The following is a 15,672-nucleotide window of genomic DNA, read 5'->3' on the forward strand; positions in this document are numbered from 1 at the left end:
TTTGAGGTGACTTTTTCATATTGAACTAACGACGTAGGTTAGTTGAAGAAGAGAGCTCTATACTATAATTGAAAAATGAATGAAAAGCCAAAGGGGGATGACAGCTTGAATATGCAATTTTTAAGTTTTTCTGAAAGACCATTTAAAGGCACTGAACTTATGATGCTCTATAAAAATGCAGGTTGGTGGGAAGAAAGAAATGAGCAAGATATTGAAGAAATGCTAAAACAAAATATATCAATTGGTGCGTGGATTGACGATAATCTTATTGGGTTTGCAAGAGCGATTTCAGACAATAAATTTAGGGCATACATTGAAGATGTAGTTATACATAATGAATTTCAACATACAGGTATAGGAACGAAACTTGTATCAAAATTGTTGGACGAACTCACTCATATTGATGTTATTAGCCTATTTTGTGGAGAAGATTTAATTTCGTTTTACGAGAAAAATAACTTTAAGTTCAGTAAGTCTCAATATGTATTGCATAGAAAATGAAAAATTTCTTCTTGAACAAACAGGTGCATTAGTGAAAGCATAATGAAGCTTATAGTAATCTTATTTTTTTTGAATAATTTCCAGATATTTAGAGGGTTGTTAGATATATCATACAGTTATTCCATTAATATTATTTTTAAATTATTTATAGATATATATGACAGCAGAGTTTTAAATACGTTATTTAGAGTTTGCTTTGGATTTTTTTCCTATTCGTAATTTGGCTTGTTCAACCTAATAGAAATAATGTGGACGATAAGATTAAAAGAGATTAATGAGGATTAATATTGTTTTATTACGTTAACATGGAACTTTGTTATTAAAGTAATGGGTGATCTACCTCAAGAAGGAGTAAAACTTTTTTCTTATTGAACCAATGCGGCAGAATAGTGAAATATTGAATAATTATAAACCATAAGCCTGTATCTATGATTGCTTGGTAATCTAAGATACAGGTTTTGTATTTCAGTTATAATTGTAGGCATGCATTTCTATGAATATTAGAAAGAAAAATTAAATATTAAACGTCGATTAGAATAGAATCTGTCTTCAATATTAAATATTTTTAAGAAATTGAACCTATTATGAATTGATAATCGTCTAATAGCAGAATTTGAAGTAGGTTGAAAGGGGGGAGTAAATTGGACAGAGAAGAAAAAGATTACATATTAGAAAAAATGATGATTGAATATGGTAATGAGTTGGTACGATTGGCATTTTCTTATGTGAAAGATACAGAGACAGCTAAGGATATGGTTCAAAATACGTTCATCAAATGCTACAAAAACCTTGATTCGTTTCGATTTGACGCACAAATAAAAACATGGCTATTTCGTATAACAATTAACGAATGTAAGGATCACTTAAAAAGTTGGAATTACAAAATGGTACAGGTAAAAAGTTTTATTAATGTAACAGCAAAGTCGATATTACCATCAACAGAAAAAACAGTTATTGATAAATACAATAATGAAGAAATAAAAGATACTATTTTTTCTCTACCAAAAGTGTATCTAGAAGTCGTTTATCTATACTATTATGATTCATTTACGACGGAGGAAATTGCCGAAGTTTTAGATATTCCAGTGAATACAGTGAAAACTCGATTGAGAAGAGCAAAACAAAGGCTAGAGTCGATGATAAAGGAGGCGGAACTAAATGGCAGATAAACGATTAAGAGATAGATTTTATAACGCGTCAGATCAAGAACTAAGGTTTACGAAAGAAGATCGTAATGAAGTATTTGAACAAATTCATAAACGGGAGAAGAATCATCATGAACAAAAGAAGTTTCATGTTTCTTCTAAAAAAATTGTTCCATTTACAGTTTCCTTATTATTGTTAGGCTTGAGTATGTTCTTGTTTCTTCCATCGATTCTATCTGGAAACTTCAATAAAGAATCTAACAGCAGTAATGCAAGTGAATCAGTATTCCAGGAAGATGAGTTATTAACCACTCTATTTACGGTGAAAGATGACAATCTTAGAATTCCTCTTAACCTTTTACTTACTTATAGTAAAGATAAAAAGACGATGAAAGTTCTATCTATCCCTCGTGATACTTATGCTCCGATAGTGGATAAGAATGATGGGACTACTTCATATGATAAATTGACACTTGCTTATGCCTACGGTTCGGGAGGGGCTGAAAATGTAAGAACAACAGTTTCTAAGTTATTTGATTTACCCATCGATTATTATGCTGTTATGGATCTAGAAACTCTTTCAACGTTGATTGACTCAGTGAATGGTATAGAATACTATTTGGAAGAAGATATTCAAGTAAGAGCTATATCTAGAGTGTCATTTGAATTCGAAAAGGGGACGAATCGTTTGAATGGAGAAGAGGTTGTGGCATTAATGATGGCTGCTACAGTAGGAAAATTGGGTGAAGAAAACCAGTTAAACCTAATGAATGCGGTTATAAATCAAACATTAAACGTATTACCACAAACACAATTAAAACAATTTGCTACTAAAATAGAAGGCAATATTCCAATTGAACAATTGTTAGAGAATAAAATGGAATCTGACTTGATACAATCGGTATCATTAATCGATGGAATGAAAGATGTAATGATAGATGAGGCTTACTATATTAAATTTGAAAAAGATTTTTTAAATTCTATTTCAAAAGAGTTAACCACATTTAACTAAAAAATTTTGGTGTATTTAGTAATTACTTACAGATGTAATTTTGTACTAAGAGAATTTAAAGGTGTATTAATTATATGTAGATTAACGCACTTTTTAAGAGTGATGTTCAACTAAAGGGTGCTTTACTTCAAGAAGGAATTGAATAGAGGTAGAAAAGTTGAGGAGAAAGCAAATACTCTATTACCTGTTTTGGAACAGTTTTGTGATTGGGGAGAAAAAAACCGCAATAATTAACATGAAGTTAAACAAGTAGCTGTCTGTAAGGATAGCTTTTTCTTAGAACCAATGCCGCAGGTTAGTTTAATAAGTTATGTAATGGAAACTTTATTGGTTGGTTTAACGTATTTATTACAAGGAGTTTAAATTTTTAGGTAATTAAAACGAAAAGGAGGGTGGCTTTGGAGCATAATAAATCAAATGTTGAGTATAAGAAAAAGAAACTTAATAAATTGTTAAAGATATTCATAATGATTGGTTTGTTAATTGTTGGACTTATCGGATATGGAGTTTATTGGGCTTTCTTTGATATGAATAGGTTGCCGACAGGAGAATATCTAACTGAAGAGATATCACCTGATGGAAAGTATACATTAAAAGCATATGTCATCAATGGTGGGGCAACAACATCATATTCTGTTCGTGGTGAGTTGGTATTTAATATTAAAGATAAAAAAACTAAAAATATCTATTGGAACAATCAAGAAGACACCGCCACTATTTCTTGGAAGGACAATAACACAGTAGAAATTAATGGACATACGTTAGATGTGAAAAGGGATAAATTTGATTTTAGGAATCAATAATAATTTCCTTTCTTATTCAACTAACGAGGGCTTTAGTTAACCTTGCCTTCAGTTGCAAAAACAGTAAAAGAGTTTCTTTATCTACACAATGAAGAGTATCCTGACTGGAAATGTGAGTACTTCTTTAACTAACGGGTGCTTTCGTATAAATCGTTGGGTAGCTAAGGGAACTCTTTTTTCTTCTTGAACTACGCGGCAGGTTAGCTTAAATGTCTACATAAGAATTTAATTAAGGGAAGTAAACAATGACTGATAACAATAATAGATTACTCTTCTTATATGAGAAGTCTATAAAAAAAGAATATGGTCTTATAAAATTTCAAAGTAGAATGCGAACAGCTAACTTCCCAGAACATTTAAGTGGTTTTCAAGATGAAATTATCAATCATTTAGAAATTATTAAGTTTACCGAGCAATCGAAAAATATTATAGGTAATAGAGGAATTAAAAAAACAACTACTAAAATGGACGGTCTTACCCATCTATATTTATAGTAAAAGCCTCATTACTAAAGAAAATTAGTAATGAGGCTTTAAGCTTAAAAAATACTATTTTTCTTCGATATAAGTCAGTGTTTTTCCAGTCAGTCCAAATAATATAGTCAAGATCGGACTAAGCAAGCAGAAAAATGCGAATGGTAAGTAGTCGAGTGTTGTAACAGCCAATACATTCGTAATGAAAATTCCACATACACTCCATGGTACAAGAGGGTTTACAACCGTACCAGCATCTTCCATTACGCGTGCTAAGTTTTTATTCGCTAAACCAACTTTTTTAAATTGTGCTTGGAATGCTTCTCCAGTCAATAAAATTGATAAGTACTGCTCTCCGATAAGTGTATTCACCCCAATTGCGGTAAAAGCAGTTGCTGCAATAACAGAACTAACTTTCTTTAGCGAACTTTCCACTTTCATCAGTAAGCTTTGAACTATGCCGAGTGTAAACAAAAGTCCACCCATACTTAAGGCAAGAAGAACAAGCCCAATCGTAAACATCATGCTATTAATGCCTCCCCTAGAAAGTAAGGAGTCTATTGCTTCAATACCTGTGCTAGATGTAAAACCATAAAATAGTATATTCAATACTTCACCAAAACTAATAAAGTGATGGAAATAGGAAATAAGTATAGCAACAACTGATGTTAAAGCTAAAGATAATATAGCAGGCACTTTCTTAATGGAAAGTATAACGAGTAAAACAAGGGGGATTAATGTATACCAATGAATCATACCTGTTTGGAGTAGTCCTGCTTGAAATTCATTTAGTTGCTCGAGCTCTTGAAATTCTTTGTTTGGCGATAAAATTCCATATCCAATTAGCGAAATAATGAATGCTGGGATCGTTGTCCATCCCATATTCCGAATATGTTCAAATAAATCTACCTGAACGATAGCAGATGCAAGATTTGTAGTATCTGACAGTGGAGACATTTTGTCTCCGAAAAAAGCTCCTGAAACAATGGCTCCAGCTGTAATAGCTAAAGAGATATCCATAGCGCTAGCCATTCCAATAAAAGCAACACCTATTGTAGCTACTGTTGTTAGGGAACTTCCTATCGATAAACCAACGATACAAGTTACTAGAAATACAATAGCATAAAAAAAGTGTGGCGTAATAAATTGAAAGCCTAAGTGAATAAGTGTTGGAATCGTACCACCCATCATTAAGCTACTTACTAATATACCAATAAAGAAAAAGATGAAAATTGCGCCAAGGCCCGCTTTGGCACCATCTACTAGTCCTTCTTCTAGTTTTTTGTAAGGTACTTTCTTCATAAGACCATAAGTTATAAGTAATAGAACTGCCAGTAAGATAGGCATATGAGGAACTGAATCAAATTTTATGATACAAAGCGCCATTATAGCGATAATCATAGTACTAAGTAGTGCCGCCTCCGCAAATGAGGGGGAGATTGTGGAACGAATACGAAACATTGTAAATCCTCCTAATAATAGTTTTTAGGAATGAAAAAAAACCTTCCAATCCCTATAGCTAGGGACGAAGGAAATCTCCGCGGTACCACCCTATTTGTCGAACAATTTGTATGTTCAACCACTTCATTAAAAACGAGTTTACTTGATTGTTGTAATTCATCTATCATGTTTACCTGAACTTTCACCAACCGTTCAGTCTCTTTGTGCTGGGTACATGCAGATTACTAGGACAATCACTCGTACATATTATGCTTTCGCGATTCAACGCTTTCAATCACTAAAGTAATTAGAATTTTATCATGTTTTACCGCACTGTCAAGAGGTATTATTTAAAATGTAGTGAGTTTCCTAGCTAACTGGAAAAAGGAAGTTGTTTTAGTTTTTATACTTATATGTTAATAACGGTTGTAAACTATTTTATTGTTTATCAACTGAAAATGGCTTTTTTTCTCCGACTTTTATTTTTTGGAATGGTCTATTAGCTGCCTTTGCGTATGATTTTTTGTTATCGTATTTTAAAATAGATAAAGTAATCTTATATTAAATATTAAGAGAATGGGGGAATTCAATTGAGTATTAAAGAAATAACGATAGTAAATAGAGAAAAGGTTGTTTCATTTTTTAAGGAGCATTGGGGAAGCACTGAAATGGTAATTTCAACAGGTGTTTATCAATGTGATACATTGGATGGTTTCATTTTTGAGGGAACTAATCAGATTATTGGTTTGGTTACTTATGTCATTAAAGATAATGAAATGGAGATTATTTCGTTAGATAGTCTCCAAGAAGGGAAAGGTATTGGATCTTCATTAATGAAAAGTGTTGAATACATAGCAAAGCAGAAAAAAATACAAGTAGTAAGTTTAGTAACAACAAATGATAATTTGAACGCTTTAAAATTTTATCAAAAAAGAGGTTACAGAATAACGTCTGTTATTCCTAACGGTGTAATCAAGGCACGAAGCTTAAAACCTTCAATACCTTTAATAGGACATGAAGGGATTCCATTAAATGATGAATTAATATTAAAGAAAATATTGTAGTTACATAAAAATTATTGAGGATTGCTTATTTATGGGATTTCTTCTTTGACTAACGGAGCTTTAGTAAAAAAGGGACATTGGAGAAAAATGAGCTTGTAGATTCATTTTCCTGCTCATTTTTTATATGTATTTATAAATAACCTATGCATCCATACATAAATTACTTATGATTACAGCGACAGGTGGCGACTCCAGTGGGATAAGTGAGTCAGATAAGACAACACAAACGACGCGCAAGCGGCGGTGGTCGCTTATCGCTAACCCCACGGAAAGCGTCCATCCAAAGCGGAAATCTGCCATCTATTGTCCATATTTTTACGTAAAACAATTATATAGATAGAAATATATCCTTCTTTAAAAAAGGTTGTCTATAATTTGTATTCTCTTCCCTTTTTTTGCATACATTTAATTATGCAAATAGACGGGAGAGATTTTTTTGTGGACAGAAATAATAGCAGGACTCTTAATGTCGGTCGATGTACTTATCTTATTTTCTCTTGTATCATATAGAAAACAGGTTTTGACTCTTGCGGCTTGGGTGGCATCATTACATATGCTCTTCCCCTTAATAGGATATTATGCAGGTGTTTTAGTACAAACCTACTTACAGCAGGCAAGTCCTTATTTGTCAGGGGTTCTTCTTTCGTTGGTTGGACTTCAAATGGTACTATCCAAATCACCAAAAGAAACTCCGATCATGCCCCCCTTCGTATTAGCGATAGTGGCAAGTCTAGATACCTTTTCTGTGAGTATTTCATTTGGTATGCTTCAAGTGGAAAAGCTAATCTTTATACTAAGCTCTGGATTCTTCGCATTTGTCGGCGTTATAATTGCTCAGAAGATTATATTTAAAAAGACAGTTATGAACAGAGGAATCATTATGAAGCTTGCAGGTGTAGTTCTATTAACAATGGGCCTATTAACACTTCAAAACATACAATAATATCAAAATATATTCGTAATCCATATATAATAGAGACGAGGAATGATCGCAGTGAATATTTTATTTGTTTGTACTGGTAATACATGTAGAAGTCCCATGGCAGAAGCTATTTTAAAATCTAAAAATCTAAAAAACATACAAGTTCAATCCGCAGGTATTTATGCTTCGGACGGCGAGAATATGTCCGTTAACAGCCGTAAAGTACTAGAAAGTAAAGGGGTTCCTTTTGCTCATAAGTCTTCCTCTTTACAGCCGTCTACTGTTGAGTGGGCAGATCTTATATTAACGATGACTGCTGCGCATAAGCAAGCTATTATTTATGCCTTTCCAGAAGCAATTTCTAAGGTTTATATGTATAAAGAATTTGCAACTCCGGACGATATACAGGATGTAATGGATCCTTTTGGTGGGAATGTAGGTATATATGAACAAACATTTGAAGAACTAAATGTATTAACAGAGGAACTAGTGAAGAGACTATAGGGGGAAAAGGGATGAAAGAAAAGAGAAAGAGGAACGCTTTTGGCATTCAAAAGAAAATTGTTCTATTTGTAACGGTACTTGCTTTAATTACTTACTCTACAAGTGCATTCTTTATTAATTATGTACAGCCTTATTTGCAATCCTTAGACATTAATATTGGAACAATTCAATTTGAAATTCTTACATATGCGTTAGGAATTTTTTGGTCAGGCCTTTTAGCTTATTTTTTCAGTGGACTTATTATCAAACCCTTATTTAATCTAGAAAAGGTTGCCACTCTTGCTTCAGAAGGAAAAATAGGAGTCGACGTGGAAGTACCAAACTCAAAAGATGAAATACAATCAGTTGCTATAGCTTTTCAAACGATGCTAGAAAACCTGCGAGAAATGGTTCAAAGTATCGAAAAGAATTTTGATAAAACAAACAAAAGTGTGCAAAAGCTTTCTGAGGAATCGTCAGTTGCCTCTGAACAAGCGGAGGCCATTGCCTCCACTATTGCTCAAATTTCAGAGGGAGCAGAGCAATCGGCAATAGCAGTCCAAGAAACTGCAGAGTCTGTCGAGGATGTTCGAGTGCTAGCTTCCGAGGTAAACAAGCGTGCAGAAAAATCTTCTATACATTCAAAAGAAATGATCACAGAGCTTTCGGAGACAACAGAAGTCATACAATCACTTGTCAGTGGAATCCAAAAGATTGCAACAGGAAGTGAGTCAGCTTTAGGTAATGTCCACCAGCTGGAAGAGAATGCTGGGAAGGTGGAAAGTATTATTCAATTAGTTGGGGATATAGCAGCCCAAACTAATCTACTTGCTTTAAATGCTTCTATTGAAGCTGCTCGTGCAGGTGAGCATGGTAAGGGCTTCGCTGTAGTAGCAGAGGAAGTTCGTAAGCTAGCCGATGAGAGTGCGAAGGCTGTTCAAGGAATTTCAGAACTAATATTAGCAATCCAAACGGATGTTAAAACGGTCGTACAGCAAATGACTAACCAAGTTAGCTTTGCTGTTAGTGAAGCAAAACGAGTATCTGAGACAAACGCAGCAGTCGAAGGAATGTCTATAAAAATTCATGAAATGGCTGAGTCAGTAGTCGAGATTTCATCATTAGTTGAAAAACAGCTGACTAATATTGAAAGCACTGCTCGCCAATCACAGGATGTTGCAGCTATTGCGGAGGAGACATCAGCTGGTGCTGAGGAAGTAAGAAGTGCTACAGATGAACAAGCCCGTTCTATAGAAGAAATTGATATTTTAGCAGCTGACTTGAAGCATCAATCGGAAGATTTATTCAAGGTAATCTCTCAATTTGACCGCTCTTCCAAATAATTCATATCAAAAAGGTATGTTAAAAAAACAGATACAACTCATACTATATGAGTTGTATTTTTTTGCTCAAAAAGATGTTATGATTGGGTTGAGTACTAAACAGAAAAGAGGGAACAAGATGAAAATTGCAATTTCTTCTGATCACGGAGGGAATAATCTTCGGAAAGAAATTATTCAGCAGCTTGAAGAACTCGGTCTTTCCTATAAGGACTTTGGTCCACAAACGAATGATTCTGTTGACTATCCAGATTATGCGGCACCAGTAACAGAGGGTGTAGCTAGTGGGGAATATGATCGCGGAATTTTAATTTGTGGAACAGGTATTGGGATGTCCATTGCTGCTAATAAAATGAAGGGCATTCGCTGTGCATTAGTGCATGATGTTTTTTCTGCTAAAGCTACACGATGCCATAACGACTCAAATGTTCTCGCGATGGGAGAACGAGTGATTGGTCCAGGACTTGCCAGAGAAATCGTAGCTACTTGGTTAGCTCAAGAATTTGAAGGTGGCCGTCACGAACGACGTATTGAAAAAATTTCAGCATTAGAAAAATAAGCTTGAATAGAGGGATTTCAGATGGAAGCAAAAAATTTGTGGCAACAACAAATGGAACAGCTTCTCCTGGAAGTAGAGCAGCAAATTACTTTTTCTAAGGATGATTTGTTTGTCGTTGGCTGCTCTACCTCTGAAGTCATTGGGGAAAAGATAGGAACTGCTGGCGGTTTAGAAGTGGCTGAGGTTTTATATGAACCAATTAAGGCTTTTGCTGAACGAAATAAAATCCATCTTGCCTTTCAAGGCTGTGAGCACATCAACCGTGCTCTAACGATGGAAAGAAAAACGCAGCAGCTCTATAGACTGCCAGAGGTTTCTGTTATCCCAGTAGTTCGCGCAGGGGGTTCCATGTCTGCATATGCTTACACACAGCTTGAAGAGCCTGTAGTAGTAGAAAGCGTTCAAGCCAAGGCAGGGATTGATATTGGTCAAACTATGATTGGTATGCAGCTACAACCCGTTGCTGTACCAATACGTGTATCTATCAAGAAGGTTGGAGAAGCGATTATTACCATTGCAACAACCCGTCCAAAGCTAATTGGTGGGGCAAGGGCATTTTACGGATGATATTAGAGGAGGAACTAGTAGTGGAAAAAATTCAATCACAAGATCCAGCGGTATTTGAGGCAATGTTAGCGGAGAAAAAACGTCAACAATCAAATATTGAACTAATTGCGTCAGAAAATTTTGTTTCAGAGGCTGTAATGGAAGCTCAGGGCTCTGTTCTTACAAATAAATATGCAGAGGGCTATCCGGGCAAACGTTATTACGGTGGCTGTGAGCATGTAGATGTAGTAGAAGATATTGCTCGTGATCGTTTGAAAGAAATTTTTGGGGCAGAGCATGCAAATGTACAACCACATTCTGGTTCCCAAGCGAACATGGCGGTTTATATGACTGCTCTTCAACCAGGTGACACTATTCTAGGTATGAACTTATCTCATGGTGGACATTTAACACATGGCTCTCCTGTTAACTTTAGTGGTATTCAATATAACTTTATTGAATATGGAGTAAATAAAGAAACCGAAATGATAGATTATGAGGAAGTTCGCTCAATAGCTTTAGAGAATAAGCCTAAAATGATTGTTGCTGGGGCAAGTGCTTACTCACGTACAATCGATTTCGCTAAATTCCGTGAAATTGCAGACGAGATTGGAGCTTATTTATTCGTAGATATGGCTCATATCGCAGGTCTAGTTGCCGCTGGTCTTCATCCAAATCCAGTGCCACACGCACACTTTGTAACTTCTACAACACATAAAACTTTACGTGGCCCACGTGGTGGTATGATTTTAACTACAGAAGAATTTGCGAAGAAAGTTGATAAAACAATTTTCCCTGGTATCCAAGGCGGACCGCTAATGCACGTAATCGCTGCAAAAGCAGTTGCCTTTGGAGAAGCTCTTCAACCGGAATTCAAAGAATACCAAAAGCAAGTTGTAGCTAATGCTAAAACTCTAGCAGATAGTTTAACAGAAGAAGGTCTACGTATTGTATCTGGTGGTACAGACAACCATGTAATGCTATTAGATGTATCTGCTTTAGGACTAACTGGTAAAGTAGCAGAACATGTACTAGACGAGGTTGGTATTACTGCAAACAAAAATACTATTCCTTTTGATACTTCTAGCCCATTCATCACTTCTGGAGTACGTATTGGTACACCAGCTGTAACTTCAAGAGGTTTTGCTGAGCAAGAAATGAAGGAAATCGCTTCTATTATTGCTAAACTATTAAAAAATCACGAGGATGCTTCAGTAATTGCTGAAGCAAAAGAAAGAGTGCAAGCTCTAACTGATAAATTCCCTCTATATAATTAATTGATAATAGGGAGGCTTATGACAACATCATAAGTCTCCTTTAACTATGATTAAATAGGTTGCGCATAAGATTGTTTGATTTTATCCCAAAAGCAAATATATTCCTGCTAATCGCTTGAACCAAAGGACAACCTAAGGCTGTTGTTTCTATAAATGAAATAGACGAAATATTAAGTCCCTAGGATTAGTGGTATGATGTGTATCGTTTTTGGTATAATGACAAAGATGTAAAAACAACAAAAGGAGAGATGTTAAATGGCTAAAGTATACGTATTTGATCATCCACTGATTCAACATAAACTTACATATATCCGTGATGTGAAAACTGGTACAAAAGAATTTCGTGAGCTTGTAGATGAGGTTGCTACATTGATGGCCTTTGAAATTACTCGTGACCTTCCTTTAGAGGAAGTAGAAGTAGAGACTCCTGTTCAACTTACGAAATCTAAAGTAATTGCAGGAAAGAAATTGGGACTAGTTCCAATCCTTCGTGCAGGTATTGGAATGATTGATGGCATGTTAAATCTTATTCCAGCTGCAAAAGTAGGTCACATCGGACTTTATCGTGATCCAGAAACATTGAAGCCAGTCGAATACTACGTTAAGCTTCCTGCAGATGTTGCTGATCGTGACTTTATCTTAGTAGACCCAATGTTAGCAACTGGAGGCTCTGCAATAGAAGCAGTTAACTCTCTGAAAAAACGCGGTGCAATGAGCATTAAGTTCATGTGTCTTATTGCTGCTCCAGAAGGCGTAAAAGCACTTCAAGATGCTCACCCAGATGTTGATATTTATATTGCAGCACTAGATGAGAAACTTAATGATCATGGCTATATCGTGCCTGGTCTTGGAGACGCAGGAGATCGCTTGTTTGGAACAAAGTAAAATTGAATCTTTCTAAAAGATATTCGGTTGTTTAAGCAAAGGTAGCAATCAGCTGACTTTTCCTTTTTATAAGGGCATGTCAACTTATTATACAGATGGAAGATAAGACTGTGAAAATGTGTCTAAACGGATGATAAGTTTTAAAATTAATGAATGAAATTAATTATGAAGAATAAGTTTCTACAATATTCTTTAAAATTTGTCGATAAATTGTCAATCTAATCATCTACGTGAAGTTTTTCACTGATAGCAATTGACATCAAATAGCCCCTATTGTATGCTTACTTAGGATAATCATGATAGGGGTTTCATGCGTGGAACACTTGATGTATCAACTTTCTACTAGATTCACAGTTTTTACTTATTTCAAGGAAAACGTGAGGATACTTTTATGCGTCATTTTGACGTCCGTTACAAGGGATAGCTCATTATTCAGCGATTCTCTCACAGCTTGTCGGTTCTATAATGATAGGTATTCACAAAAAGTGGATTGATCATACTTTTGGAACCACTCCAATCTTTTAGTAAATTGTCTACTGCCTGCTTTGCGCATTGACAATCCTTACTACCATTCGAAAATATGATTCAGGAGATTAGACCAATGCTAGAAATGCAACGTATTTTTACGAGGCAAAAGAAGTGCATATTTTTTTTGCTTGCGTTATGTGTGTTAGGGTGGGCATTTACGCCGTATTCTTCCATTTTTGCAGGCTTAGCAGTAGGTTCCATATTCGGTCTGTATAATTTCTGGATACTAGTACGTAGAATGGAGAAATTTGATCGTGTGATGATGGGTGAAAAAGGTCGAGCACGCTTAGGGACAAGCTTTAGATTTGCCTCTGGTATTGCTGCCGTTGCTATTGCACTTCTTTTCCCAGATGAAATTCATCTTATCAGCACGGTTATCGGATTAATGATTCCCTATGTTCTACTTATTGTGGAACGCATTTTGTTAGTTAGAAATCAGCCATGAGTATGTGAAAGAGAGGTGAAAGAATCGTGGGACACTCAAATCCAGAGTTTGTGCTTTGGGGTATGACAGGGAACTGGTCAAACATCCTTATGTTGTTTGTAACTTCTCTAGTTGTTTTCTTAATTGCATTTATTGCAACTAGAAACTTGAAGCTTAAACCAACGGGTATGCAAAACTTCATGGAGTGGATTATGGACTTCGTGAAAGGAATTATCAAAAGTAATCTCGACTGGAAAACAGGCGGTAGATTCCATATTCTAGGGATTACATTAATTATGTTTATCGCGATAGCCAATTTGCTTGGACTTCCGTTTTCAATTTCGTATGACGGAGTACTTTGGTGGAAATCACCAACTGCGGATCCAACAATTGCAATGACACTATCAGTGATGATTATCGTTTTAACTCACTATTACGGTATTAAGATGAAAGGTTTCAAACAGTACAATATTGATACCTACTTAAAACCGATGCCGGTATTATTCCCACTTAAAATTATAGAAGAATTCGCAAATACGTTGACACTTGGTCTTCGTCTTTACGGAAATATCTATGCAGGGGAAGTATTATTAGGTCTTATTGCAGGCTTAGCAACAGCGAGCTGGTTTGGCTTTGTTGGTGCAATTATCCCAGCAATGGCTTGGCAAGGATTCTCTATCTTTATCGGTGGAATCCAAGCGTTCATTTTCGTTATGTTAACAATGGTTTATATGTCACATAAAGTGTCAGCAGACCATTAATATAACTGTTTAGGAAACTAAGCAGAAAAAATAAAAACAACATTCCAAGGAGGAAATTAAACAATGGTAGGTTCAGTTGGTCTTTTAGCAGCAGCTATAGCAGTTGGTTTAGGTGCACTTGGTGCAGGTATTGGTAATGGTCTAATCGTTTCAAAAACAGTAGAAGGTATTGCTCGTCAACCAGAAGCACGTGGAGCTTTACAAACAGTTATGTTCATCGGGGTAGCGTTAGTTGAAGCCGTGCCGATTATCGCAGTAGTTATCGCGTTCATCGTATTAAACCAATAGTATGTATAAATAAAGTCAATAATGGCGGAAACTAACTCCGCCATTCTCTTTATGAATAAAACCTGAATTAGAAAATAATAAACAAAAGTTTAAACATTATATAAGTAAGATCTCTTAATAGCGTTTGAAAGGAGTGAAACAATCGTGTCTTTTGAATACCTCGCACTTGGTGCTGGTGAGACCCATAATGGGTTAAATGTTTTGGATATTGGAGCTACATTATTCTTCTTCATCTTACTGATGATCTTATTGAAGAAAGTGGCTTGGGGTCCTTTAATGGGGATTATGACACAGCGTGAAGAGTTGATCGCGAGTGAAATCGAAGCAGCAGAAACTAGCCGCCAAGAATCTCAACGTTTACTTGAAGAACAACGTGACTTACTAAAAGAAGCACGCACTGAAGCGTTAGCGATTGTAGAAAATGCGAAGAAGCAAGGGGAAGCATCACGTGAAGAAATTATCACAACTGCTCGCTCTGAAGCTGCGCGTTTAAAAGAATCTGCTATTCGTGAAATCGATACAGAAAAAGAAAGAGCGATTGCAGCGGTACGAGAAGAAGTCGTTTCACTATCAGTACTTGCAGCAGCTAAAGTTCTTGAAAAAGAAGTTTCGGAAGAAGATAACCGTGCGCTGATCGAGGCAACGATTGCGAAGGCAGGCGAAGTTAATTGAGTAATTCAACTGCAGCAAAACGCTATGCCATCGCGTTGTTCGAACTAGCACAACAAAAAAATGAACTTCAATCGGTTGAAAATGATTTACGTGAGCTTAATGTTGTATGGAAAGGCAATAAGGATTTGAAAACATTGTTTACTTCTCCTAAGCTTTCTTTAGACAAGAAAAAAGCGCTAATCCGAGAAATCTTCTCAAACGCTAATCCAATCGTTATCAATACACTACTAGTGCTTATTGATAAGAAAAGATTACATGAAGTCACTGATATTATTTCAGAGTATATGGCACTTTCCAATGAAGCACAAGGTGTTGCAGAAGCGAAGGTCTATACAACACGCGAATTAACAGAAGCAGAACGTGCAAACGTTTCATCTGTATTTGCAAAAAATGTAGGGAAACAATCTTTACGCATTCAAAACATCGTAGATCCATCAATTATTGGTGGTATCCGCGTTCAAATCGGAAACCGCATTTACGACAGCACTCTTAGCTCTAAGCTAGATCGCTTAAAACGTAACTTGATCGGTTAATATTATGAATTATGAG

The 15,672-nt window shown here is 35.7% G+C and carries 19 protein-coding genes; 18 read left to right on the forward strand and 1 reads right to left on the reverse strand.

All coding sequences use genetic code 11. The features are described from left to right. Positions 1-75: 75 nt before the first annotated feature. The 5 genes from ACQKNZ_RS03225 (at position 76) to ACQKNZ_RS03245 (ending at position 3,955) form a co-directional block, all read left to right on the forward strand. Positions 76-501: a GNAT family N-acetyltransferase gene (locus tag ACQKNZ_RS03225; RefSeq protein ID WP_427658112.1), complete on the forward strand. Its 426-nt coding sequence runs from the start codon at positions 76-78 to the stop codon at positions 499-501. 641 nt (positions 502-1,142) lie between these two features. Continuing rightward, on the forward strand, positions 1,143-1,670 hold the full coding sequence (locus ACQKNZ_RS03230) for a sigma-70 family RNA polymerase sigma factor (protein ID WP_191696657.1): 528 nt from the start codon (positions 1,143-1,145) through the stop codon (positions 1,668-1,670). Further along, entirely contained in the window at positions 1,660-2,658 is a 999-nt protein-coding gene (locus ACQKNZ_RS03235) for an LCP family protein (RefSeq protein WP_427658114.1), read from the forward strand. The genes ACQKNZ_RS03230 and ACQKNZ_RS03235 overlap by 11 nt, the downstream gene beginning before the upstream one ends. A gap of 449 nt (positions 2,659-3,107) precedes the next feature. After that, entirely contained in the window at positions 3,108-3,461 is a 354-nt protein-coding gene (locus tag ACQKNZ_RS03240) for a DUF5412 domain-containing protein (RefSeq protein ID WP_342578648.1), read from the forward strand. A gap of 245 nt (positions 3,462-3,706) precedes the next feature. Beyond that, entirely contained in the window at positions 3,707-3,955 is a 249-nt protein-coding gene (locus ACQKNZ_RS03245) for a hypothetical protein (RefSeq protein WP_427658116.1), read from the forward strand. A gap of 54 nt (positions 3,956-4,009) precedes the next feature. On the opposite strand, the gene nhaC is transcribed toward ACQKNZ_RS03245, so the two are convergent. Next, complete coding sequence (gene nhaC / locus ACQKNZ_RS03250; protein WP_427658118.1) at positions 4,010-5,395, reverse strand: Na+/H+ antiporter NhaC; 1,386 nt, start codon at positions 5,393-5,395, stop codon at positions 4,010-4,012. Between the two features lie 569 nt (positions 5,396-5,964). On the opposite strand from nhaC, the gene ACQKNZ_RS03255 reads away from it, so the two are divergent. The 13 genes from ACQKNZ_RS03255 (at position 5,965) to ACQKNZ_RS03315 (ending at position 15,656) form a co-directional block, all read left to right on the forward strand. Further along, positions 5,965-6,438, forward strand: coding sequence for a GNAT family N-acetyltransferase (locus tag ACQKNZ_RS03255; RefSeq protein WP_151111305.1), 474 nt, complete (start codon positions 5,965-5,967; stop codon positions 6,436-6,438). 436 nt (positions 6,439-6,874) lie between these two features. Then, the gene (locus tag ACQKNZ_RS03260; protein ID WP_151111303.1) at positions 6,875-7,381 is read left to right on the forward strand and encodes a manganese efflux pump; all 507 of its coding nucleotides are present in this window, start codon (positions 6,875-6,877) and stop codon (positions 7,379-7,381) included. A 42-nt stretch (positions 7,382-7,423) separates the two neighbouring features. After that, positions 7,424-7,864 (forward strand): low molecular weight protein arginine phosphatase, encoded by a 441-nt coding sequence (locus tag ACQKNZ_RS03265; protein ID WP_427658121.1) that lies wholly within the window; start codon positions 7,424-7,426, stop codon positions 7,862-7,864. An 11-nt stretch (positions 7,865-7,875) separates the two neighbouring features. Next, positions 7,876-9,186, forward strand: a complete 1,311-nt coding sequence (locus ACQKNZ_RS03270) for a methyl-accepting chemotaxis protein (protein ID WP_154311448.1) — start codon at positions 7,876-7,878, stop codon at positions 9,184-9,186. 118 nt (positions 9,187-9,304) lie between these two features. Further along, the gene (gene rpiB / locus ACQKNZ_RS03275; protein WP_144540527.1) at positions 9,305-9,742 is read left to right on the forward strand and encodes a ribose 5-phosphate isomerase B; all 438 of its coding nucleotides are present in this window, start codon (positions 9,305-9,307) and stop codon (positions 9,740-9,742) included. A gap of 21 nt (positions 9,743-9,763) precedes the next feature. Next, positions 9,764-10,309: a TIGR01440 family protein gene (locus ACQKNZ_RS03280; protein WP_427658123.1), complete on the forward strand. Its 546-nt coding sequence runs from the start codon at positions 9,764-9,766 to the stop codon at positions 10,307-10,309. Between the two features lie 20 nt (positions 10,310-10,329). Beyond that, on the forward strand, positions 10,330-11,565 hold the full coding sequence (gene glyA, locus ACQKNZ_RS03285) for a serine hydroxymethyltransferase (protein WP_427658125.1): 1,236 nt from the start codon (positions 10,330-10,332) through the stop codon (positions 11,563-11,565). Between the two features lie 255 nt (positions 11,566-11,820). After that, entirely contained in the window at positions 11,821-12,450 is a 630-nt protein-coding gene (gene upp, locus ACQKNZ_RS03290; RefSeq protein ID WP_144540517.1) for a uracil phosphoribosyltransferase, read from the forward strand. 601 nt (positions 12,451-13,051) lie between these two features. After that, positions 13,052-13,423 (forward strand): ATP synthase subunit I, encoded by a 372-nt coding sequence (locus ACQKNZ_RS03295; RefSeq protein ID WP_144540515.1) that lies wholly within the window; start codon positions 13,052-13,054, stop codon positions 13,421-13,423. Positions 13,424-13,449: 26 nt separating this feature from the next. After that, positions 13,450-14,163, forward strand: a complete 714-nt coding sequence (atpB, locus tag ACQKNZ_RS03300; RefSeq protein ID WP_144540513.1) for a F0F1 ATP synthase subunit A — start codon at positions 13,450-13,452, stop codon at positions 14,161-14,163. Between the two features lie 63 nt (positions 14,164-14,226). Then, positions 14,227-14,451: a F0F1 ATP synthase subunit C gene (atpE, locus tag ACQKNZ_RS03305; protein WP_144540512.1), complete on the forward strand. Its 225-nt coding sequence runs from the start codon at positions 14,227-14,229 to the stop codon at positions 14,449-14,451. Positions 14,452-14,595: 144 nt separating this feature from the next. Next, entirely contained in the window at positions 14,596-15,123 is a 528-nt protein-coding gene (atpF, locus tag ACQKNZ_RS03310) for a F0F1 ATP synthase subunit B (RefSeq protein WP_144540509.1), read from the forward strand. Further along, positions 15,120-15,656: a F0F1 ATP synthase subunit delta gene (locus ACQKNZ_RS03315; protein WP_154311446.1), complete on the forward strand. Its 537-nt coding sequence runs from the start codon at positions 15,120-15,122 to the stop codon at positions 15,654-15,656. Before atpF ends, ACQKNZ_RS03315 begins: the two co-directional genes overlap by 4 nt. Positions 15,657-15,672 lie beyond the last annotated feature (16 nt).

Origin of the sequence: Psychrobacillus sp. NPDC093200, assembly GCF_050280345.1 — a bacterium.
Lineage (GTDB): Bacteria > Bacillota > Bacilli > Bacillales_A > Planococcaceae > Psychrobacillus > Psychrobacillus faecigallinarum.